We start from the raw sequence: 22,158 nt of genomic DNA, 5'->3' as shown, positions 1-22,158 counted from the left end.
TCAAGATGCCGACCGAGACTCCGCAGGAGGAGCACATGAGAATGCTTTTTTCTGCCGTCGTTGTCTTGATTGCATTGGTGCCTGCTTACACGAGCGGAGCAGCGTTGGACGACTCCAAACTTTCGGCACCCGAATTCGACAAACAGCGTGAGCTTCGAGGCGTAGGCTCTTGTCGCTTCACTATCGAAAGCCAATCTGGATTTGAGGAATATCGTCTTGGTTACGGGCGGGAGGAGTACGCAACGTATTTAACGCAGCTACCTGGTATTCGGTCGAATACTGCGATAACGCTGACACTTGGCTGTGCGAGTGACGACAACGGCGATGTCGATAGTGCCATGGTCCTAAACGATAACATCATCAAGTCCGCGCGAATCGGACATTGGTCGCTATCGAAGCGTGCTGCTCGACAGAGGGAGCCGAAGCTTGTCGTCACGAATGTGGCGAACGGAACTACCCGGGGCTACGTCTTGATGGCGATTCCAAACAAAATCGACTCGCAAGGCACCTTGGGCTTCTGCGTTACCGACCAACAACAGGTCTCATTCGGCGGTGCATCTCTGTCAGCTGTTGCACGGAAGGGAGAAAACATCGCTTGTGAATCTGATACAGGGGATCAGGCTCGTTCCTTCCCGGAGGCTTGGCGTAACACGATACTCGCAAGAACGACGTGTGCTTCCTCTGATTTTTCACTGTCCAATTGGTCGCGTGCAAACTCGACAGCAAGGATGGAAATCGAGCAAGTTCAACGTGCCTCACTGGTGTGAGGAATCATCGCCCGGCGTCGATCGCCGGGGCATTCGACCATTTCTTGAACATGTGAACGCCCGGCTCAATCGCCGAACCCGATCTCCGCTTCCAGCGACTGGCCGACTTCGAGCCACGTGCCCGCGCCTTCGACGACGATCGCGTTGATGCCGAACGTCAGTTCGCCGTCGAAGTTCGGGTTCGCCCGATAGGTCTGCATCGTGTCGGTCGGCTCGTGCGGCCACGCCGGATCGGGCGCGCCGGTGACCTGGTCGATCGTCGGCATCGGGCAGCGCGTGCACAGCTTCACGAGGCGCAGCCGCACGGGCGTCGCGCCTTCGGTGTCGAGATGCTCGACGAAATCCTCTTCGTACGCGGCGAGATCCGACACCACGATGTTCGGGCGGAAGCGGTTCATCGGAATCGCCGGCGCACCTTTCGCGGCGAGCCGCGCGTTCAGGTCGTCGAGCGACGACTGGCCGATCACGAGCAGCGGGTAGCCGTCCGCGAACTGCGTGTGCGTATCGATCTCGCCGGTCCACTTGCGATTGCAGCCGCGGCGCGCGTCGGGCCCGAAGCGCGCGAGCTTCGTGGGCATGCCGAGGAATTCGGTGAGCCACGCGGCGGTTTCGGCGCCCGTGTCGATCGCGTCGACGGTGTCGCGCCAGACGGTCGCGGCCATTTTCGGCGTGGCGGGCGATACGTCGCCGTCGAGCGGCGTGCGGATCTCGCGCATGCCCGGCGCGTTCAGCACGAGCGCATCGTTGTCGAGCGCGGTGCGGATCAGCGCGAGGCGCGGGTGCGTGCGCTGCGTGATCATCTGCCCGGTGGGGTCGGTGATCAGCCAGTGGCGGTCGTACGCCAGGCCCGTTTCGAGCAGTTGCGCGCGCGACAGCGCGATGCCGGCACAGGATTTGATCGGGTAGATGAAGAGTTCGGCGATGGCTGGCATGACGCTGGCTGAAGGCGGATGACGAGACTGCGATTGTGCCAGATCGCGCCGCAGCCGTTTGGACGGCTGCGCACCGTCGCGCGGCCGGTCATGCGAGCGGGAAGCCCGGGTCGAACGTCGTGCGCACGTCGAGCGGCTGGCGCAATAGTCCCGCCTTCAGGTAGAAGTCGGCCGTGCGCTGTTGTTCGGCGATCACCGTCGCGTCGATCGGCAGCCAGCGCGTGTTGCGGCGCTCGAACTGCAGCCTGGCGGCTGCCGGCGGAATGCCGATGATGCGCGCAAGTGCCGCGGAATACGCGTCGACGTGACGGTACGACCATGTCTGCGCGCGCACGACGCGCCGCAGGAAATCGTGCAGCACGTCGCGCTTCGACGCGATTGCCGCGTCGGTCGCCGCGATGTAGCTGAGGCCCGACCACAGTCCGCGGCCGTTGACGAGCACGCGCGCGCGGCCACTCGTTTCGGCGAGTGCGGTATAGGGCTCCCAGGTCGCCCACGCGTCGATCGAGCCGGTTGCGAGCGCAAGCATCGTATCGGCCGGCGGCAGGAAGCGGAACGAGACGGCGTCGGGCGGCAGGCCGGCCGCGTCGAGCGCCTTCAGCGTGACGAAATGGCCGATCGAGCCGCGCGTCGTGCCGATCCGCTTGCCCTTCAGGTCGGCCGCGCCTTTCAGCGCCGCATCGGGCCGCACGAGCACCGCCGTGCCGTACGGATCGGAACGGTTCGCGCCGATTACCTTGATGCGTGCGCCCGACGCGAGCGCGAAGATCACCGGCGCGTCGCCGATCGGCCCGCAGTCGACGGCGACTGCGTTCAGCGCTTCCGCGAGCGGTGCGGCGGCCGGGAACTCGGTCCACGCGATGTCGTACGCAAGGCCGTTCAGTTCGCCGGCCGCTTCGAGCAGCGCGCGCAGCCCGCCTTTCTGGTCGCCGGCGCGCAGCAGCGGTCGTGTGCCCGATTGCGCGCGCAGTGCGGCCGGGGCTGCGGCGATCGTGGCGAGGGCGCTCGCTTGTGCGAGGAAATGGCGTCGGGTCGGATTCATCGTGAAGTTCGGTTGGAAGAAACGGTCAGGGATTCACTCAGTGCGGGAGCCCGGCCTGTACGTCACGCACGGGTTCCGTGTCGACGCGCAGCAGCAGCGCGGTCAGCGGATCGCCGTTCGCTGCCGGTACTGCCGATCGTGCGGTGGCGTCCGAGCGGCACAGCAGGTCGGCATCCGACCAGCCGGCGCTGCCCGGCAGCGCGCGCGCCCGCAACCAGCCACGGCGATCGGCGAGAAGCTGCGTGCCGCCGAACGCGTCCGGCGCCACGCCGGCGATCGTCGCGAAGGCGAGCCATGCATCGGGCGTCGACGCCACGCAATCGGCTCGCGCGGCGCCGGTCGCTTGCGCCACGGGCGCACCGCGTGCCGTGACGAGCAAGGTTTGCCAGCGCGCATCTTCCGGCGGGGGCGTCGCGCCCGGCGCGAGCGCGACGATGCGCACGCGCTGGCCTTCGCGCCAGCGCTCGAGCGGTTGGGACGCGGCGCCGCCGCAGCGCACGTCGAGCGCCGGCAGCGGGACGGGCACGGGCCACGCGCCTTCCGCCTGCGCGCCGCTGCCCGCGGCGAGCGCTTTCAGGTAGTCGAGCACGGCCCAGGTGTCCTGGGGCCCGAGCGTCGCGGCGAAGCCGGGCATGGTCGACGCGCCGTGTTCGTCGCGCGTGCCGTGGCGCACGCGCCAGAACAGCTCGCCGTCGAGACGGCGGGCGAGCAGCGCGCCGGCGAAGGTCGGCGGCCAGTGCGAGAGCGTGGCCGCGAGCGGCCCTTCGCCGCGTCCGTCCGCGCCGTGGTACGCCGCGCAGTGTTGCGCATACAGGTGCGCGCCGCGCATCACGTTCGATACCGAAAACGGCGCGGGATCGCGTTGGAAACTCGTCGGCACGGCGGGCGAGAGCCACAGCGAAGTCGGCGGCCACGGCGCGAACCACGCAGCGGCCAGCGCGGCGAGCGCCGACGCGACACGCCATTTGCGCGACGCGAGCGCGATGCCCGCGAGCACGACGGCCAGCGCCGTCGCCGCGGCGGCGAACGCGAGTTGCCGCGTGAGCCCCGCGTCGATGCGCAGTGTTTCGAGCGCGATGCGGTGTGTCCACGGCCACGCGGCTTGACCGTCGGCGTCGCCGGTCAGCCCGAGCGCATGCAGCGCACGCGCCAGCGCGATTTGCGCGCGGTACAGCCCTTGCAGGAACACGAGCGCCCAGTCGGCAAACGTCGGCGCGTTCATCGGCACCATTCCCGCCGCGCGGCGGCCCATCGTCGAACGGCACTGCGCATCTACCAGCTCGCATCGAGCCCGAGGTGCCGCAGCGCGTCGTGACGCAGTTCCGCGAGGTGCGGGTCGCCGCGATGGCGCGGGTAGGGCAGGTCGACGTGCAACTCGGCGACGATCCGCGCGGGACGCGGCCCGAACACGATCACGCGCTGCGCGAGGAACAACGCTTCCTCGACATCGTGCGTGACGAGCAGCGCGGAGAAACCGTCGCGTTGCCACAGCGCGGTGAGCTCGGCCTGCATCGTGAGCCGCGTCAGCGAATCGAGCTTGCCGAGCGGCTCGTCGAGAATCAGCAGGCGCGGATCGTTGACGAGCGCGCGGGCCAGCGCGACCCGCTGCGCCATCCCGCCGGACAACTGGTGCGGGAACACGTTCGAGAATTCCTGCAGCCCGACGCGCGCGAGCGCATCGTCGACGCGATGCTGCGACGCACGCGCCACGCCGCGCGCCTCGAGGCCGAGCGCGACGTTCGCACGCACGCGCCGCCACGGGTACAGCGTCGGGTCCTGGAACACGACGATGCGCGACGGATCGGGTTGTTCGATCGGCACGCCATCCTGTGCGATCGTGCCTTGCCGCGCGGCGTCGAGGCCCGCGACGAGGCGCAGCAGCGTCGATTTCCCGCAGCCGCTCGGGCCGAGCAGCGCGACGAATTCGCCGGCCGCGACCGACAGCGTGACGTCATCCAGCACCGGCAGCGCACCGCCGGGGCCGTCGAACGCATGGCTCACGCGGCGGATGTCGATGCGCGCGCCGCGCGGCGTCGTGGCGGCGGGCGCGACGGCAACGGACGAGTCGAGACCGGCGGCGCTTACCATTTGACGGTTCCTTTCTGCCAGGCGAGCACGCGGTCGCGCACCGCGAACAGCAGCGCGATCAGCCCGGAAAACAGCAGCGCCATCACGATCAGCGCCGCATACATGTTCACGTACGATGCCCAGCCCTGCGCCCAGCTCAGGTACCAGCCGAGCCCCGACTTGACGCCCATCATCTCGGCGACGACCAGCACCGTGAACGACGCGCTCAGCCCCATGAAGATGCCGACGAACACGTGCGGCAGCGCGGCCGGAATCGCGACGCGCAGCACGAGGAAGCGCGCGTTCGCACCGAGCGTGCGCGCGACGTCGTAATACTGCTTGTTGACGCTCGCGACACCGGACCACGTGAGCACCGCGACCGGGAAGCCGGTTGCGAGCGCAACCAGGAACGCGGCGGCCGAATAGCTCGACGGGAAGAAGTAGAACGTGAGCGGCAGCAGGGCGGTGGCCGGCACGGGGCCGAGCACGCGCAGCACCGGATGCACCCAGTAGCCGATCCGGCGCGACCAGCCGATCGAGACGCCGACCGCGAAACCGACCGCGACGCCGTATGCAAAGCCGAGTGCGAGCAGCTTAAGCGTGTTGCCGGCGCTGCCGAGCAGGCGCGGCCAGTCGTCGACGTAGACCTCGATCAGCGCTTGCGGCGGCGCGAAGAACGGCGTCGGCAGCCAGCCGGTTTTCGCGGTGACGATTTCCCACGCGGCGAGCACGAGCGGCAGCGCGACGAGCCACGGGCCGGCCGGGCGCACGCGCGCGAGCCGCGTGCGCGTCGCCGGGACGAGATGGCCGAGCGTCGCGGCGGCGAGCAGCAGCGCGGCGATCGTCCATGCGGCGACGGCGAATTCGTCGGTATACGCCCAGTCGGTGAAACCGACGACGCGGTTCGGCCACAGTTGCGTGAATGCGCCGAGCGCCGCCCACGCCAGCGCGGCGGCGATGCCGGTCGGCCAGGTGCGCGCGCGCCGGGCTTCGGCGGCGAGCGTGGCTTCGCACGCCGTGCAGGCGCCGCGCGTCGCGGATGCAGCGGCACTGCCGCCGGCAGGGGCCGACGTGGTGCGCGCGGATGAAGCGTGTTCGATCGTCGACATCGCGTTACCCCAGCACGTTCGCATAGACCTGCTGCGCGAAGCGCTGCGGGTCGGTGCTCTTCTTCAGCACGCTGATGCGGCGGAAGTCGTCCGCGTAGAACGCGATTTCCTGCTGCAGGTCGACGTTGGTCGGGTGGTGGTTGTAGGTGAGCGTCGCGTAGAGCTTGCGCAGGTCCTCGGGGCTGATCTTCGGCGAATACTTCGCGAACACCTTCGCGGCTTCGTTCGGGTTGTCGTGCGTGAATTCGGTGGCCTGCACGATCGAGCGCGCGAGTGCGGCGGCCGACGGCCGGTCGTTGCGCACGAGGTCGCCGCGCGCGCCGATCACGCAGCACACCTTGCGCGCGTATTCGCCGGACAGGTTCGTCGCGAGCTCCGTATACGCGCCGTTGCTGCGCTTTTCGAGCAGATAGAGGTTCGGGTCGCCGTCGGCGATCGCGTGGATCTCGCCCTTGTCGACCGCGACGCCGAGCAGGTCGGCCGGATACTGCCGCCACGTGATGTCGCGCTCGGGATCGATGCCGTTCTTCGCGAGCAGGATCGAGAAGAAATGCTTGCCGGGCGCGGCCAGGTCGCTGACGCCGACCGTCTTGCCCTTCAGCGCCTGCAGCGTCGTCACGCCGGCCGCCTTCGCGCCGAGCAGCCGCACGCAGCCGCCATGCGAGCTGCCGATGATCTTCACGTCGAAGCCGGCTTCGAGCGGCTTCAGCCAGCGGTGGATCATCCCGACCGCCGCATCGGCCTTGCCGGTCGCGATCGATTCGAGCAACTGGTCGGTCGAGCCGCTGTAGTTGATCAGCTCGACCTTCAGGCCGTTCTTCTCGAAGAAGCCGCGCTCCTGCGCGACGACGATCGGCGTCAGGCAGAACGCGTTCTGGTTCCACGCGAACGTGAGCTTCTTCAGCGGCGGCGCGGACCAGGCCTTGCGGCCCAGCGTGATCGCGGGTGAGGCGAGCGCGACGGCGCCGGCGGCGCGCAGCAGCTTGCGGCGTTTGTCGTCGTGCGTGTCGGCGGGCGCGGGGGCGGTGGTTCGGGTCATGAGGTCTGGTCTCCGGTCATGCGGAAAGGCGCTCAGTCGAGCAGGTCGGGTTCGTCGGCGACGACGCGCGCGAACAGGCTGTCGAATGCATGCAGCGCGCCCTCGGGGCCGCCGATCTGGCCGTGCGTGTGGCGCGCGATCGCGGGATCGATCGGCTGTGGCGTGCCGGCCGCCTCGGCCAGCAACTGCGTGTGCGCGGCGTTGTCGAGTGCGATGTACCACCACGCGGCGGCCTCGACCGTCGGGCCGGCGGTCAGGATCCCGTGGTTCTTCAGGATCGCGCCCTTGTGCGTGGTGCCGTCCGGCTTCGCCAGCGCATCGGCGATCCGTGCGCCTTCGCTCGTGTCGACGACCATCCCCGTGAAGTCGTCGAACAGCGCGTGGTCTTCGTAGAACACGCACGCGTCCTGCGTGAGCGGATCGAGCGGGCGGCCGAGCGTCGACCACGCCTTGCCGTAGGTCGAATGGGTATGCGCGGCGGCGACGATGTGCGGATGCGCGTCGTGGATCGCCGCATGGATCGCGAACGCGGCCTTGTTCAGCGGCCGCGTGCCGATCGCGGTTTCGCCGCGCGCGTTGACGAGCAGCAGGTCGGACACCTTGATCTGCGAGAAATGCACGCCGAGCGGATTCACCCAGAAGTGGTCGGGCAGTTCGGGGTCGCGCGCGGTGATGTGGCCGGCGAGCCCCTGCGCGAAGCCGAAGCGTGCGAACAGGCGGAACGCGGCCGCGAGCCGTTCCTGACGGTGACGGCGCTCGGCGGCGACGTCGATGCGCGGTGCCGGCGAATCGAACCAGAAATGCTGTCGCGGCGACGCGGCGAGCGTGAGGCCCGACGCAGTGCGTTGGGGCGTGGACAGAACGGCGGACATCGGATGGGTCTCCCGGGTTGCGTCAGGCTGCGCGGCGCGCCGCGTCGCGTGCGGCGACGGCGCTGCGCACGCGCGGAATCAGTTCGCGGCCGTAGTCGATCGCGTCTTCGAGCGGATCGAAGCCGCGAATCAGAAACGTCGTGACGCCGAGGTCGTAGTAGTCGAGCAGCGCATCGGCGACCTGCTCGGGCGTGCCAACGAGCGCCGTCGAATTCGAGCGCGCGCCGGTGAGCTTCGCGATCTCGGTCCACAGCCGCTTGTCGACGCGCGAGCCGCGATCGGCCGCGGCCAGCAGGCGGCGTGCGCCTTCGCTCTGTTGCGGGCCGCCGGTGCCGAGGCCGGCCGCTTCGCGCAGCCGGCGCGTTTCGTCGAGGATGCGATGCGCGCGCGCCCATGCTTCGTCCTCGGTCGCGGCGAGGATCGGCCGGAACGACACGGAAAAGCGCACCTGCCGGCCGTGCTTCGCGGCTTCGGCGCGCACGCGCGTCGTCAGGTCGCGCACCTGGTCGAGCGATTCGCCCCACAGCGCGTAGACGTCCGCGTGCTTGCCGGCCACTTCGAGCGCGGCTTCCGATGCGCCGCCGAAATAGATCGGCACATGCGGCTGCTGGAACGGCTTCACTTCCGAAAAGCCCTGCTTGAACCGGTAGTGCGCGCCGTCGTGATCGAACGGCTGCGCTTCGGTCCAGATCCGCCGCAGGATGCCGAGGTATTCGTCGGTGCGGGCATAGCGCGCGTCGTGGTCGAGGAAATCGCCGTCGCGTTGCTGTTCGCTGTCCGAGCCGCCGGAGATGAAGTGCACGGCGAGCCGGCCGCGGCTGAACTGGTCGAGCGTCGCGATCTGCCGCGCGGCGAGCGTCGGCGCGGTGAAGCCCGGGCGATGCGCGAGCATGAAGTGGATTCGCTCGGTCGCGGCCGCCGCGAACGCGATCGTCAGCGTCGCCGACGGGCCGGTCGAGTGATGCGGCACGAGGATCCGGTCGAAGCCGGCCGTCTCGTGGGCACGCGCAAAGTCGCGCACGTAGTCGGGATCGACGACGGGGCCGGACGGCGGGTGGATTTCCGACTGCTTCTGGCTCTGGATCATGCCGATGAATTCGACGCTCATCTGGGTCTCCGGTGCAGGGACGTCCCGGCGCGCGGCCGGGCAGGAATGGAGCGCAGGTTAACGCCGGGATCATGCGGAATGGAAATAATCAATCCCGATTTGAATATCAGATTTGCATGGTTTGGGCGGGGGTGCGCTGCGCCTACGCTGTGGGCTCACGAACGATCGGGCGCGCGGGCGCCGGCGCATCCGGCGCTGCGTGTTCCGGTTTGCCGACTTCATGAGAAACCGCGTCGCGTGGCGATCGATGGCCGCTGTCGCGGCGTTTGCCGCAGCTGCCGTCTTGCCGTATTACCCAGGGAATCCGTTTCGATGTCCGCCAGCCTTGCCGCTTCTTCGCCATCCTCGCCGCCGCCTTCGCTGCGCCTCCTGCCCACCGATGATGCCGACGCCGATTCCGACGCCGGTTCCTACGATGCGCGCGTCGCCGCGCTGCTTGACCGCCTCGCGCCGGCACTGGCTGCCGATGCGGCGCGCAACGACGTCGACGGCCACTTTCCGCACGAGAACTTCGCTCGGCTGCACCGCGCGGGGCTGATCGCGCAGGTCGTGCCGCGCGAGCATGGCGGCGCCGGTGCGACGCTCGCGCAGGCGAGCCGGATCGTGGCTGCCGTCGCGCGGGCCGATCCGGCGACCGCGTTGGTGCTGACGATGACGTACCTGCAGCATCGCGCGCTCGGCCGCGCCGACAACCGCTGGCCGGCGCAGGTACGGCGGGCGGTGTTCGACAGCGCGGTCGCACAGGGCGCGCTGATCAACGCGCTGCGCGTCGAACCCGCGCTCGGCTCGCCGTCGCGCGGCGGCCTGCCGGAAACCATTGCACGGCGTGACGGCGACGGCTGGCGGTTGTCCGGCCACAAGCTGTACAGCACCGGGATCCCGGCGCTGCGCTGGCTGGCCGTGTGGGCGCGCACCGATGAACCGGCGCCGCGGGTCGGCGTGTTTCTCGTGCCGCGCGACCGCGATGCGGATGGCGACCGCATCCGCGTGATCGAAAGCTGGAATCACCTCGGCCTGCGTGCGTCGGGCAGCCACGAGGTCGTGTTCGACGACGTGTGGCTGCCGGCGGATCACGCGGTCGACGTACGCGCGCCGGACGCATGGGCCGTGTCGGCCGCGACCCACGCGGATGCCGATGCGCAGGCCGACCAGCAGGCATGGATGGTCGCGCTGCTCGGCAGCCTGTACGACGCGGTGGCGCGTGCGTCGCGCGACTGGCTGGTCGGGTTCGCGACGACGCGTGCGCCGAGCGGGTTGGGGGCACCGCTCGCGACATTGCCGCGCGTGCAGGAAGCGGTCGGCGAAATCGAGGGCTGGCTGCATGTGAACCGCGTGCTGCTCGACGAGCACATCGCACGCACCGACGCGGGCAATGCGCCGCCGGTCACGACGAGCGGCCTCGTCAAGCGGACCGTGACCGAGCACGCGATCAGCGTGGTCGAGCAGGCGCTGAAGCTGTCGGGCAATCACGGGCTGAGCCGCGCCAATCCACTCGAACGCCACTATCGCGACGTGCTGTGCAGCCGCGTGCATACGCCGCAGGACGATGCGATCGCGGTGGCGGCCGGGCGTGCGGTGCTCGAAGCGGTGAGCCGGGGCGAAGGGAAGGACGAAGCGAAGGGCGAAACGAAGGGCGAAACGAAGGACGAAACGAAGACAGGCGGGGCGTCGGTCAACGAGACCGAACGCGGCCACGTCGATGCGTGAGCGGAGCAGGGGTGGCGCGGGCGTCGATCGGGCAGCGCGATGCCGTCGCTGCCCGGTACGGTCACGCAGCCTTGCCGTGCGCCTGCTCGGGCAACGCAAACGCCGTGCGCGCATGCGCGGCAACGGCTGCGAGCGGCGCGTCGAAGCGGGCCGCATCGTGCCGGCGCAGCAACCACAGATCGATCTGCGGCTTGAAATCGGTGAGCGGCACGATGTCGAGCGCATCGCGCAGCGGGCTGCCTTCGACGAGCGGCAGCGGCATCAGTCCGATACCGAAGCCGTTCGCGACGCTCTGCAACTGCAGGTCACGGCCGTAGGTGTCGAGGGTGACCGGCATCGGCAGGCCCTGCGCGTCGAGCGCGCGCCGCAAGCCCGCGCGAAAGCCGCAGCCGTCGGGGTTGAGCACCCAGCCATGCGCGTGGCAATCGGCGAGCCGGTAACTGCGGCGCGGCCAGTCGCCCTTGCGGCCGACCGCGACGAGCCGCGTGGCCAGCAACCGTTCGCCCTCGACCTGCGCGGGCAGCACCATCTCGCGCGCGAGGAACACGAGCGCCGCATCGAGTTCGCGGCGAGCGACGCGTTCGACCAGCATGCCGCCCCACGCGGTCGTGACCTGCGTCGCGAGCGCGGGCCACTGCGCGGCGAGATCGGCGATCAGCGCGGGCAGCATCAGCTCGCCGAGGCCCTGCGTGAGCCCGACCCGGAATTCGCCGGCGGGCGGCTGCTCGCCGGCCGTCAGCTCGCGCAGCGCATCGACTTCGCGCAGGATTGCGCGACACTGTTCGAAGACCCGCCGGCCGATGTCGGTCGGGCGCGGCGGCTTCGTGTTGCGATCGAGCAGGATCACGCCGAGCGCTTCCTCGAGATTCTGGACGCGCCGCGTGATCGCGGGCTGCGTCATCCCGAGCTCGGCCGCGGCCTGGCTCAGGGTCTGGCAGCGGACGACCGCTGCAAAAGCGTCGATATCGCTAATTTTCATGTTTGTTCTGCATGGTCTTTCGGGTGCATCATGACGATCCATCATATTCGGCATCATATTCGAGGAGCCAGCCGATGAGTACGCTTTCGTTGCATCAGACGCCGCTGCGGCCGTTCGTCGACGGTCTGGGCGCGCTGCTCGCGTCCGGCGCGAACGAGGCGCGCATCCTCGACGAGGGTGGCGCGTTGCTGGCCGCGCTCGTCGAGCACGACGACTGGTTGCCCGACGCATTCGCGCAGCCCGACCCCGCGCGCTATCGGCAGTACCTGCTGCATCTCGACCCGGACGAGCGGTTTTCGGTCGTCAGCTTCGTGTGGGGCCCTGGCCAGACGACGCCGATCCACAACCACACGGTGTGGGGGCTGATCGGGATGCTGCGCGGCGCCGAAATCTCGCAGCCGTACCGGTTCGACGCAGCAGGCAAGCCCGTGCCATCCGGTGAAGCCGTGCGGCTGCAGCCGGGCGAAATCGAGGCCGTGTCGCCGCGCATCGGCGACGTCCATCGCGTGACCAACGCATTCGCGGATCAGGTCTCGATCAGCATCCACGTGTACGGCGCGAACATCGGCAAGGTCGAACGCGCGGTGTACCTGGACGACGGTACCGTGAAGCCGTTCGTATCGGGCTATTCGAACGCCTGATGCAACGCGTGTGCGCGACCGGTTGCCCACACACGCCATCGGGCCCAAGATTCATCCGTTCCGCTTTCTTCACCGACTTCAACGCATTCAAGACAGAGACACCGTGACGCAATCCGCCGATTCCACTTCCCGCTTTCCCGTCGCGTCGTACCAGGACGTGCGTGCGCGCCTGCTGGCCCGCGACGAGATCGCGCTGATCGACGTACGCGAGGAAGATCCGTACGCGCAGGGCCACCCGCTGTGGGCCGCCAACTTTCCGCTGTCGAAACTCGAACTCGACGCATGGACGCGGATTCCGCGCCGCGACACGCCGATCGTCGTGTTCGGCGAAGCGGGCGGCGAGGATCTCGCGCCGCGCGCGGCCGCGACGCTCGCGCAACTCGGCTACACCGACGTGCGGCTGCTCGACGGCGGCCTCGCGGGCTGGCTCGCCGCGGGCGGCGAACTGTTCATCGACGTGAACGTGCCGAGCAAGTCGTTCGGCGAATGGGTCGAGGCCGAGCGGCATACGCCGTCGCTGTCCGCGCAGGAGGTGCAGGCGCTGATCGATGCGAAGGCCGATGTCGTGATCGTCGACGCGCGCCGTTTCGACGAATACCAGACGATGAACATCCCGACGTCCACGAGCGTGCCGGGCGCGGAGCTCGTGCTGCGCGTGCGCGCGCTGGCGCCGAACCCGGCGACGCAGGTGATCGTCAACTGCGCGGGCCGCACGCGCAGCATCATCGGCACGCAGTCGCTCGTCAACGCGGGGCTGCCGAATCCGGTCGCCGCGCTGCGCAACGGCACGATCGGCTGGACGCTCGCGGGCCAGACGCTCGAGCGTGGCGCCGCGCGTCGCTTTCCGGACGACATCGACGCGACCCAGCGTGCCGACGCGCGCCAGGCGGCGCGCGCGGTCGCTGAGCGCGCGGGCGTGCCGCGTATCGCGCTCGCGGATGTCGCCGTGCTCGACGAACCGGGCCGCACGCTGTACCGCTTCGACGTACGCACGCCGGAGGAGTACGAAACCGGCCATCTGCCGGGCTTCCTGAGCACGCCGGGCGGCCAGCTCGTGCAGGAAACCGATCATCACGCGGCCGTGCGCGGCGCGCGGATCGTGCTTGTCGACGACGACGGCGTGCGCGCCGACATGACCGCGTCGTGGCTCGCGCAGATGGGCTGGGACGTGCGCGTCGTCGAACCGGAGGACAGCACGGCGAAATTCGGCGAGCGCGGCCAACCGCCGCGCGACGTGCCGGCGACGCCGCCCGTGACGGACGTATCGCCCGCGACGCTCGCGGGCTGGCTGAAGGAGGCTGCACCCGGCGAGCTGGCGATCGTCGACGTAACGGCCAGCGCGAACTACGTGAAGCGCCATATCCCGGGCGCGTGGTTCGCGGTGCGTGCGCAGTTGCGCGACGCGCTCGCGGCGATTCCGCCCGCGAAGCGCTATGTGTTCACATGCGGGTCGAGCCTGCTGGCGCGATTCGCGGCGGACGACGCGCGAGCGCTGCTGCCGGCTTCGGCCGACATTTCGGTGCTGACCGGCGGCACTGCCGCATGGATCGAGGCCGGGCTGCCGCTCGAAAGCGGCGAGACGCATCTCGCGTCACCGCGCGTCGATCGCTACCGGCGCCCGTACGAAGGCACCGACAACGCGGCGGCCGCGATGCAGGCGTATCTCGACTGGGAGTACGGACTGGTCGATCAGTTGAAGCGGGACGGCACGCATCACTTCAACGTGATCTGACCGATGCGGCGCAACCGGGCGCCGCGGCACGCTGTGCGCCGCGCCCGGCTACCGCATCGCGGGCACGTGCTGCGCGCTCAGCGCTTGAACGTATCGACGGCCGTGCGGCCGACGGCCGGATCGTCGGTGAAGAAGCCGTCGATGCCCGCGCGCAGGTACGCCTGGATCTCGCGCACCGAGCCGGCGGTGTTGCGCGTGGCCGGCGTGCCGCCGTCCTTCAGCGACGCGGGCAGGAAGTTGTTCTCCGGGCGGAACGTGTACGGATGCACGACGAGGCCGGCCTCGTGCGCGTAGCGCACGTACGGCGTCGGCTGCTGCAGCGTGCCGTCCGCGGCGACGGCGATGATCGACGTCTTGTACGGGCCGACGCCGTTCGCATAGGTCGCGATCTCGCGCATGCCGTCGCGCGTCGACAGGTCGCCGTAGGTGCGCTTGTCGTTCGCCTTCACGAAGTCGTACGGGCGCTGGCCGGCTTCGTCCATCAGTTGCACGAGCTTCCAGTTCGGCTGGCTCGACTTGATCCGGTTGCGGATCGTCTTCAGGTTCGCGACCTCGAACGACTGGATATAGACGGTCGCCGTGCGCGCCGTGTATGAATCCTTCAGCAGCGCGTCGACGAGACGGTCTTCGAGCGGCAGGTTGATCGACTGGAAGTAGGTCGGATGCTTGGTTTCCGGATACAGGTGGATCGTGCGGCCGGTCTGCGCGGCCATCTGCTTCGCGAGCGCGACGATCTCGTCGAACGTCGGAATCTCGAACTGGTCGTTGTACGTGGTGTTCGCGGGGCGGACCTGCGGAATGCGCTCGCGGGCACGCAGCGTCTTCAGCTCGGCGAGCGTGAAATCCTCCGTGAACCAGCCTGTCAGCTCCGCGCCGTCGATCGTCTTGGTCGCCTTGCGGCTCGCGAACTGCGGCAGCGTCGACACGTTCGTCGTGCCCGAGATCTCGTTCTCGTGACGCGCGACGAGCACGCCGTCGCGGGTCGACACGAGGTCGGGCTCGATCACGTCCGCGCCGTCCTCGATCGCCTTGCGGTACGACGCGAGCGTGTGTTCGGGGCGCAGCGCACTTGCGCCGCGATGGCCGACCACCTGGACCTTCGCGGAAATCGGCTGGGTGGGATCGGACGCGACGTCGTCGCCGCCGCATGCGGCGAGCAGGAACGCGGCGGCGCACGCGAACGGGACGTAGCGCAGGGAGGTCGGGCGCTTGAAGAGCATGGCGGTGAACCTTCGAAACGGGAGTCGGAAAGGGGCGGTCGCTCCGGCGGCGCGGCTGTTGCGCCGTGTCGCACGGAGTCGAATGGGACGCGATCGTCGCACCGAATAATTACATATGTATTACGTGCGCCTTTCCGTTTCATATTTTTAGGGCGCGATGCTCGCGGCAAGGCGGTTGGCGGTGGCCCGATGTGCGACGCATTCCGCCCGTCTGAGGCAGGCCGCGCGCCGGATGCACTAAACTTGCGGGAATTTTGCATCGCTGCGCCGGGGCCGACGCCCGCCTGGCGCGACGATGCGGCGACTCGCGGGCCGACGCGGGCGCCCGGCGCCCGTGTGCGTCCGGGGCGCGCGCCGGCCGATTTTTCCCGACCCATGACGACTCGAACCGACTCTGCCTACCTGCTCGGCGACCTGCTGAAGAACGTTTCCCGCTCCTTCTACCTGACGCTGCGCGTGCTGCCCGACGGCATGCGCAACCCGGTCGGCCTCGCGTATCTGCTCGCGCGCGCGGCCGACACGATCGCCGACACGGCGCTCGTCGCCCCCGATCGCCGGGCCGCGTTGCTGACCGACCTGCGCGACGAGGTCGAACGGCTCGGCGACGGCGTTGCACTGTCGCGTGCGCTCGAGGACGTGACGCGGATGCAGACCGATTCGCACGAGCACGTGCTGCTCGGCTCGATCGAGCCGATGCTCGCGCTGCTGCGCGCGCAGCCGGACGCCGATCGCGCGTCGATCCGCAAGGTCGTCGCGACGCTGACGGCGGGGATGGTGTTCGACCTGCGCACGTTCCCCGACGAGCAGTCGGGGCAGGTCGCGTCGCTGCCGACGCGCGACGAACTCGACCGCTACACGTATCTCGTCGCCGGCTGCGTGGGCGAGTTCTGGACCGACATGACGGGCATGCACACGCCGGCAGCGCGTGGCTGGAACCTGCCGGACATGTGCGAGAAGGGCATCCGTTTCGGCAAGGCGCTGCAGATGACCAACATCCTGCGCGACTGCGGAAAGGATCTGCGCATCGGCCGCTGCTACCTGCCCGACGACGTGCTGGCTGCGCACGGGCTCGGCGTCGCCGACCTGATGTCGCCCGATGCGTCCGCGCGTGCGCGCGGCGTACTCGTCGACCTGCTGCGGGTGACGCTCGACCAGTATCGCGACGCGTGCCTGTATACGCTCGCGATCCCGCGCCGCTTCGTGCGGCTGCGGCTCGCATGCCTGTGGCCGATCATGATCGGCCTCGAAACGCTCGAACTGCTGGCCGGCCACGCGGCGTGGCTCGATCCGGTCAAGCCGGCCAAGGTGCCGAGAAAGCGCGTCTACCGGATCATGGCGTCGTCGCTCGCGCTGGTTGGCTCGAACGCAGCGATTCGCGCGCGCATGACCGCGCTCACCGACGCGGTGAATGCGCATCTGGTGCAACCGGCCACGCGCTGAGTCGCACTGAACGACGCCGGTACGACAGATGCCGGCGTCGCCTGTCGGCCCGCGTTCGCCGGGCCGCTCCCGTCCAACTGTCCATCCCCCAGGCTTCGACTAAAACGTTTTCATTATTTCGTGTCACGAAATGTGGGTGTCATGAACGTCAGCGATCCTGCGCGGCGGCGTGAATCGTGGCGTCAGCCGCGGTCGCGCATTTGTAAGATGGATGTTGCCGAAGGCATCTGACGACATCCGACGGTCTCGTTGCACCCGTAAAAATGTAAAGCTAGGGTTTTCACCGGGAAATGCCGGAGAGGCCCGCCGCGCAAGCGTTTCAAGGTGTTATGTAACCGTTTGGTGAACCCGCGCGTTGCGTCGATCATACGATGACCGACTGCGCGTGTTGGGAAATAATCGGTAATCCGTCAGAATTGCGCCGGCATGTACTCGCACATGTGTCAGATCATAAAACCACACCACAAAAGAAACATTCTTTGAGGACGGAGAATCAATGAAAAAGCGCGTCGCTGTTGCCATGACGGCAGCTGGCCTTGCAGCCGCTACCGCCGCTCACGCCCAGAGCAGCGTGACCCTGTACGGTATCGTCGATAACGGTCTGGCTTACCAGAACAACTCGTCGGCAGTCGGTGCGACCTCGGGTGGTCACTCGAAGGTGCAGATGTCCACCGGCGTGTGGGCAGGCAGCCGCTTCGGCCTGAAGGGCAGCGAAGATCTCGGCGGCGGCACGAAGGCGATTTTCCAGTTGGAAGCTGGCGTCAACACGGCTAACGGCTCGTCGCAGTGGACCAACGGCATCTTCACGCGTCAGGCGTGGGTGGGCCTGACCAACAACACGTACGGTACGCTGACGGCTGGCCGCCAGTACACCGCGTACTACACGCTGCTGTCGCCGTACAGCCCGACGACCTGGCTGACCGGCTACTACGGCGCGCACCCGGGCGATATCGACTCGCTGGATACCAGCTACCGCGCGAACAACTCGCTCGTCTACATGTCGCCGAAGTTCTACGGCTTCACGGTCGGCGGTTCGTACTCGTTCGGCGGCGTCGCAGGCGCAACGAACCGTGGCTCGACGTGGAGCGCGGCGATCCAGTACCTGAACGGCCCGGCAGGCATCGCGGTCGGCTATCAGAAGATCAACAACGCGACGCTCGGCGGCGGCGTGTGGGGCGCGAACTCGACGGTCCAGAACGGTCTCGATTCGAGCGGCAACGGCGCACAGCCGGCAGTGTCATCGATCAACAACGGCTACGCTACCGCGCAATCGCAACAGCGTATCGCTGTGACGGCTGGCTACCAGTTCACGCCGGCATGGGACATTTCGGCATCGTACTCGAACGTCCAGTACACGCCGGGCGTCGGTTCGTCGTTCCGCAATACGGCCATCTTCAACACGGCAGGCGCCGTGCTGCACTGGAAGGCAGCCGCTCAGTGGGACTTCGCAGCGGGCTACTCGTACACGGCGGCAACGCAGTCGAACGGCATCACCAGCTCGGCCAAGTACCACCAGGTCACGCTGTCGCAGTACTACAGCCTGTCGAAGCGCACGGGTCTGTACGCAGTTGAGGCTTACCAGCACGCCAGCGGCAACACGCTTGGCAAGAGCGGCATCATCGCCGCAACGACGTCGATCGGCGACGGCGTGGGCGCAGGTTCGAAGCAGAACCAGATCGGCGTCGGCGTCGGCATGATCCACCGCTTCTAATGTCGCGCGGCGCGCGAGCGCCGCTGGCGGCACGCGGTATGAAAACCGGCCTTCGGGCCGGTTTTTTTTATGGTTCTTGGCAGCGTGTCGTGGGTGGCACTTGACGCCCGAAACAGCCCTTAATGCAACTAGCCCTTTTTCGGTGAATCCTGCAATAGAGAGGTGACTCGTGGAATCGCTCGGGCCAAACTTGGAGCACGATTAACGGCCCGACCGATGTTCCAGTGGTTTTTGACGAAGTCTGTCATGTGAATGTTATAGCCCAAGCCAACCGGTGATGTAGCTCCTTTTCCGGGTAGCATCTCATCTCGTAATTCTCGACGCTTACTTTTCTTGACGAGGGCAAGCAGTGCTTGCTTCGGGTCGGGGAGGATTTCAGGCTGTGCCGGAAACAAGTCTTTGCTTACGATAGCAAAATTTGAAAACCCCACATGGTCTGCAAGAACCCAAGCCTCAGCCTCTTTTACAGCAAGCCGCATTGAAAGCCGGTGGCTGACATCTGCTGGAAGCCATGAATTGCGCTGTGTTACCACGCATGGAGCCTGATCGGCATCAGCGACCATTAATACAGGCATCACTTTTTTCGCGACATTGTTCATTGATGGAATTTTCTGCCGGAATGGGGCTGCTCCTCCGGTGACAATTCTCTGCTGAACATCTGTGGCTATCCCGCTATGCGCGATCAGAGCTTCGGCTATGGCACAGCACAATTCATCCTCGCCTACGACGAACACAGCTTTGCTCATACGAACAACCCAAGTTGATCTATTCCTTGCGGATGTGTCTTAGGCAATAAAACGTCTGCAGGAGACAGCCCAGAAGACATTAGCTGGAGTTCTGTCTCGTTTGCGACTCGAGCAAGGGTTCCGTCGCTTGCCGGTTCGAGCAAGAGAATTGCTCTACCGTCAAGGGGATTGCGCAGCAGCGCCTCACTGTGAGTTGTGATAATGACTTGCCGTCCAAAGGTCTTTTGCTTTCGTAGTACACGGTCAATCATCAACGGGATGTGAGCCACGATTGCGTCATTTAGCGATAGCTCAGGCTCCTCCAATAGTAGCAATGAGTTGCTCTCCTGCAGCATCCAAAGCAGGCCCAGTAGCCGCAACGTACCATCAGAGAATTGATCTTCACGCTGCCACGCACCGTGAATTCGCCAATGTTGATAGGACGCCATCAAGTGCGGAAGACCAGTGATTTTGTCTTGTTCGAACTTGAGTTGATTGAATTGAGGTACTGCCTTCTCGAGAGACTGTTGTATCCGACGCAAACGTGCATCACGTGTCTTTTGTGATGTTTTTGCAATGCGCTGCAGCAAACCTTGTCCAAATGGATCGCCTTCTAATATTCGTGCGCCAATTTCAGTGTGCTTAAGAAGTTGTGGAACCAAATGAAGATAAGTGGTTTCGCGAAAAAAATCAGCAATATCTCGAAAATCTGTATTTGAATTAATTTGCTCGAGTGCGGTTTGAGTTAATCTCAGTAGGTCGCCTTTATCTTTATTGTCTGGGCGACTAAGAACGGCAGTGGTTTTCCCGGCAAGCTTTACAATTTCTCGCGTAATCAGGACGCGGTGCAAGCCTTTTCCTTCTGGCTTAAAGGCAAGCGTATATTCCCACATTGGATCAGAGTCAACATCCTCTGAAATGGCCACGTGTATTTCGATTTCGTTGTCGGTTCGTGCCTGCAAACACCGCAATTTCTTCAGGCCACCTCTATCTTCGATGGCTTTTTGCAATCCGCCACCTGCAGGTTTGCAAATGTCACGCAAAAATCGGAAAACATCAAGAAGATTTGATTTTCCTGAGGCATTGGCGCCGATTACGTAGGTTCGATTTCCTAGCGGTACATCAAGATTCTTGAAGTTGCGCCAGTTCTTCAGTCTTAGTCGGGTAATCAGCATATGCAGATTTTTCAGTGATATTTTGCAGAGCCAGAACGAAAAATTGTCATGCATCCTCGTTGAGGCGGTTTGCAGTCAGTATAGCGCGGTACCAGATAAATCGGAAAACTCGTTGGTCTCCTCGCTTTCGCCTTAGTCGAAAAAACATCTGCTGTTGAACTGCTGCGACCAGATCTGGTGGCGTTGCCTTGGCTGTTCTACCGCGGCGATTGGTTCAAATCGGTGAGTCGCCAGAAGTCACCACCGCGCCATCTGGCAGCTCCTCCTTCGTAGCTAAGCCTACGTAAGCCGGCAGTAAGTGGCATCACCTTGGCGAACGTGGACGGGATGTCTGATGTTCCGTTGTAGTCTTCGATACATTCTTTATTGCGTCATCCATTCACCGTTCACGTCTCTGACGTATTTGTCCCAGCTTCCCGCCAGCGCCTGGAACAGCGCCGCCGTATCGGCAAGCCGGTCGGCCTGCGCGCGCGTACGGTCGAGCGCCGTCTGCAGCGTCTGCCGCTGCGCGTCGAGCAGGTCGAATGTGCTGATCCCGCCTGCCGCGTAACGGTCGCCGGCAATCCTGTTGCTGGCCGCCGCTTCCTGCGCGGCGGTGTCTCTCGCCTGCAGTTCCGCCGCGTCGTGCTCGACCGCGCGCATCGCGTCGGCCACCTGCTGCAGCGCCTCGATCACGGTTTCCCGGTAACTTGCGAGCGCCGCGTCGTAGGCCGCTTCGGCCGCACGCTTCTTCGCGCGCAGTTCGCCGCCGTGAAAGAGCGGTTGCGTCAGGCCGAGGCCGACATTCCACACGTTGAGCCCGCTCAAGAGATCCGCGATGCGCGTGCGCTCCGAGCCGATCCCCGCCGAAATCGACAAGCGCGGATACAGGTTCGCGGTGGCCACGCCGACGTTCGCGCTGGCCTGATGCAGCACGGCTTCGGCCGCGCGGATATCGGGCCGTTCGCGTGCGAGCGTCGACGGCAACGCGACGGGCAGCGTGCGCGGCAGCGCGAGCGCATCGAGCGCGAGGTCGGGTAGCACGGCGTCGGACGGCGGCACGCCGAGCAGAATCGCGAGCCGGTGGCCGGACTGCGCGAGGCGGGCCGCGAGCGGCGGCAGCGACGCCTGCGTCTGCGCGAGCAGCGCGCGTTGCGCATGCACGTCGGCCTGCGATACGCCGCCCGCTGCGAAGCGCGCTTCGACGATGCGCAACTGCTGCGTCTGCGCGTCGATCAACTGCCGTGTGAGCGCGACCTGCTGCGCGAGCGACGCACGCAGGATCGCGGTCGCGACGACGTTCCCCGCGAGCGTCAGGCGCGCAGCGTCGAGCGTGTACGCCTGGTAGTCGACTTGCGCGCGCAGCGCTTCGAGCGCGCGCCGGTTGCCGCCGAACACGTCGAGCACGTACGACACGCTCACCGACGCGTCATAAAGCGTGAACGGCCCCGGGCTGGGCACGTTGGCGGGCAGGCCGAATGCGGTCGTATCGACCTGCTCGCGCGTGGCGGAGAGGCTCGCATCGACTTTCGGCAACATCGTCGCGCCGGCTTCGGCCGCATGGTTCTGCCGCGCTTCATCGAGCCGCGCGCGGGCCGCGGCAAGCGTCGGGCTGTTGTGCCACGCGGTATCGACGAGCCGGTTCAGGGGTTCGGAGTCGAACTGCGTCCACCATTGCCGAGGGGTGTGCGCGGCCGATGCGAACGTCTGCGCGTCGCCGGCCGGGCCGGCGGTTGCGGCCGTCGTCGCGGGTGGCTCGCCGCGCGTGTAGTGCTGTGTGGCCGGCGCATCGGGCGCGTGGAAATCCGGCCCGACCGCGCATCCAGCGACGAGCAGTGCGGCGGCCAGCGCACAGCCGTGAGCAGCATGGTCAACGTAGGAGGGGCGACGCGAAGCCGGTTTCATCGTGCGCA

The 22,158-nt window shown here is 66.6% G+C and carries 19 protein-coding genes; 6 read left to right on the top strand and 13 right to left on the bottom strand.

The window, feature by feature from the left end; all coding sequences use genetic code 11:
• Window positions 1-35: 35 nt before the first annotated feature.
• Complete coding sequence (locus tag ACN8ZM_RS23325; protein WP_420212511.1) at window positions 36-767, top strand: hypothetical protein; 732 nt, start codon at window positions 36-38, stop codon at window positions 765-767.
• Window positions 768-832: 65 nt separating this feature from the next.
• Here ACN8ZM_RS23325 and ACN8ZM_RS23320 read toward each other — a convergent pair whose 3' ends face one another.
• The 8 genes from ACN8ZM_RS23320 to ACN8ZM_RS23285 all read right to left on the bottom strand — a co-directional run bounded on the left by ACN8ZM_RS23320 (window position 833) and on the right by ACN8ZM_RS23285 (window position 8,936).
• Entirely contained in the window at window positions 833-1,699 is an 867-nt protein-coding gene (locus ACN8ZM_RS23320; RefSeq protein ID WP_420212510.1) for an MOSC domain-containing protein, read from the bottom strand.
• A gap of 88 nt (window positions 1,700-1,787) precedes the next feature.
• Complete coding sequence (locus ACN8ZM_RS23315) at window positions 1,788-2,741, bottom strand: ABC transporter substrate-binding protein (protein WP_420212509.1); 954 nt, start codon at window positions 2,739-2,741, stop codon at window positions 1,788-1,790.
• Window positions 2,742-2,778: 37 nt separating this feature from the next.
• The gene (locus tag ACN8ZM_RS23310; protein WP_420212508.1) at window positions 2,779-3,963 is read right to left on the bottom strand and encodes a c-type cytochrome; all 1,185 of its coding nucleotides are present in this window, start codon (window positions 3,961-3,963) and stop codon (window positions 2,779-2,781) included.
• A 50-nt stretch (window positions 3,964-4,013) separates the two neighbouring features.
• The gene (locus ACN8ZM_RS23305) at window positions 4,014-4,829 is read right to left on the bottom strand and encodes an ABC transporter ATP-binding protein (protein ID WP_420212507.1); all 816 of its coding nucleotides are present in this window, start codon (window positions 4,827-4,829) and stop codon (window positions 4,014-4,016) included.
• A complete protein-coding gene (locus tag ACN8ZM_RS23300; protein WP_420212506.1) occupies window positions 4,823-5,917 on the bottom strand; it encodes an ABC transporter permease in 1,095 nt (364 codons plus the stop codon). Before ACN8ZM_RS23300 ends, ACN8ZM_RS23305 begins: the two co-directional genes overlap by 7 nt.
• A 4-nt stretch (window positions 5,918-5,921) precedes the next feature.
• Complete coding sequence (locus tag ACN8ZM_RS23295) at window positions 5,922-6,956, bottom strand: ABC transporter substrate-binding protein (protein WP_420212505.1); 1,035 nt, start codon at window positions 6,954-6,956, stop codon at window positions 5,922-5,924.
• A gap of 32 nt (window positions 6,957-6,988) precedes the next feature.
• On the bottom strand, window positions 6,989-7,828 hold the full coding sequence (locus ACN8ZM_RS23290) for a class II aldolase/adducin family protein (protein ID WP_205824791.1): 840 nt from the start codon (window positions 7,826-7,828) through the stop codon (window positions 6,989-6,991).
• A gap of 22 nt (window positions 7,829-7,850) precedes the next feature.
• Window positions 7,851-8,936 (bottom strand): LLM class flavin-dependent oxidoreductase, encoded by a 1,086-nt coding sequence (locus tag ACN8ZM_RS23285; protein WP_420212504.1) that lies wholly within the window; start codon window positions 8,934-8,936, stop codon window positions 7,851-7,853.
• Between the two features lie 312 nt (window positions 8,937-9,248).
• On the opposite strand from ACN8ZM_RS23285, the gene ACN8ZM_RS23280 reads away from it, so the two are divergent.
• The gene (locus ACN8ZM_RS23280) at window positions 9,249-10,643 is read left to right on the top strand and encodes an acyl-CoA dehydrogenase family protein (RefSeq protein ID WP_420212503.1); all 1,395 of its coding nucleotides are present in this window, start codon (window positions 9,249-9,251) and stop codon (window positions 10,641-10,643) included.
• Between the two features lie 61 nt (window positions 10,644-10,704).
• Here the strand turns inward: ACN8ZM_RS23280 and ACN8ZM_RS23275 are convergent, their stop codons facing one another.
• Entirely contained in the window at window positions 10,705-11,622 is a 918-nt protein-coding gene (locus ACN8ZM_RS23275) for a LysR family transcriptional regulator (RefSeq protein ID WP_420212502.1), read from the bottom strand.
• A 74-nt stretch (window positions 11,623-11,696) separates the two neighbouring features.
• Between ACN8ZM_RS23275 and ACN8ZM_RS23270 the strand changes: the two genes are divergently transcribed.
• Complete coding sequence (locus tag ACN8ZM_RS23270; RefSeq protein ID WP_420212501.1) at window positions 11,697-12,263, top strand: cysteine dioxygenase; 567 nt, start codon at window positions 11,697-11,699, stop codon at window positions 12,261-12,263.
• Window positions 12,264-12,366: 103 nt separating this feature from the next.
• Window positions 12,367-13,995: a rhodanese-related sulfurtransferase gene (locus ACN8ZM_RS23265; RefSeq protein WP_420212500.1), complete on the top strand. Its 1,629-nt coding sequence runs from the start codon at window positions 12,367-12,369 to the stop codon at window positions 13,993-13,995.
• Window positions 13,996-14,072: 77 nt separating this feature from the next.
• Here ACN8ZM_RS23265 and ACN8ZM_RS23260 read toward each other — a convergent pair whose 3' ends face one another.
• A complete protein-coding gene (locus ACN8ZM_RS23260) occupies window positions 14,073-15,215 on the bottom strand; it encodes a glycerophosphodiester phosphodiesterase (RefSeq protein WP_420212499.1) in 1,143 nt (380 codons plus the stop codon).
• 375 nt (window positions 15,216-15,590) lie between these two features.
• On the opposite strand from ACN8ZM_RS23260, the gene ACN8ZM_RS23255 reads away from it, so the two are divergent.
• Both ACN8ZM_RS23255 and ACN8ZM_RS23250 read left to right on the top strand, forming a co-directional pair.
• Window positions 15,591-16,655, top strand: a complete 1,065-nt coding sequence (locus tag ACN8ZM_RS23255) for a phytoene/squalene synthase family protein (protein ID WP_205824772.1) — start codon at window positions 15,591-15,593, stop codon at window positions 16,653-16,655.
• Window positions 16,656-17,151: 496 nt separating this feature from the next.
• Entirely contained in the window at window positions 17,152-18,366 is a 1,215-nt protein-coding gene (locus tag ACN8ZM_RS23250) for a porin (protein ID WP_043183556.1), read from the top strand.
• Window positions 18,367-18,494: 128 nt separating this feature from the next.
• Here the strand turns inward: ACN8ZM_RS23250 and ACN8ZM_RS23245 are convergent, their stop codons facing one another.
• The 3 genes from ACN8ZM_RS23245 to ACN8ZM_RS23235 form a co-directional block, all read right to left on the bottom strand.
• On the bottom strand, window positions 18,495-19,112 hold the full coding sequence (locus ACN8ZM_RS23245; protein WP_420212498.1) for a hypothetical protein: 618 nt from the start codon (window positions 19,110-19,112) through the stop codon (window positions 18,495-18,497).
• A complete protein-coding gene (locus ACN8ZM_RS23240; protein ID WP_420212497.1) occupies window positions 19,109-20,266 on the bottom strand; it encodes an AAA family ATPase in 1,158 nt (385 codons plus the stop codon). Before ACN8ZM_RS23240 ends, ACN8ZM_RS23245 begins: the two co-directional genes overlap by 4 nt.
• Window positions 20,267-20,629: 363 nt before the next feature.
• Complete coding sequence (locus ACN8ZM_RS23235) at window positions 20,630-22,150, bottom strand: efflux transporter outer membrane subunit (RefSeq protein WP_420212496.1); 1,521 nt, start codon at window positions 22,148-22,150, stop codon at window positions 20,630-20,632.
• Between the last annotated feature and the right edge of the window lie 8 nt (window positions 22,151-22,158).

The sequence above is a fragment of the Burkholderia aenigmatica genome (assembly GCF_048627025.1).
In the GTDB taxonomy this organism is placed as follows: Bacteria; Pseudomonadota; Gammaproteobacteria; order Burkholderiales; family Burkholderiaceae; genus Burkholderia; species Burkholderia aenigmatica.
The sequence above is the reverse complement of the archived record's forward strand: the minus strand, read 5'-3'. Positions and strand labels throughout refer to the sequence as shown.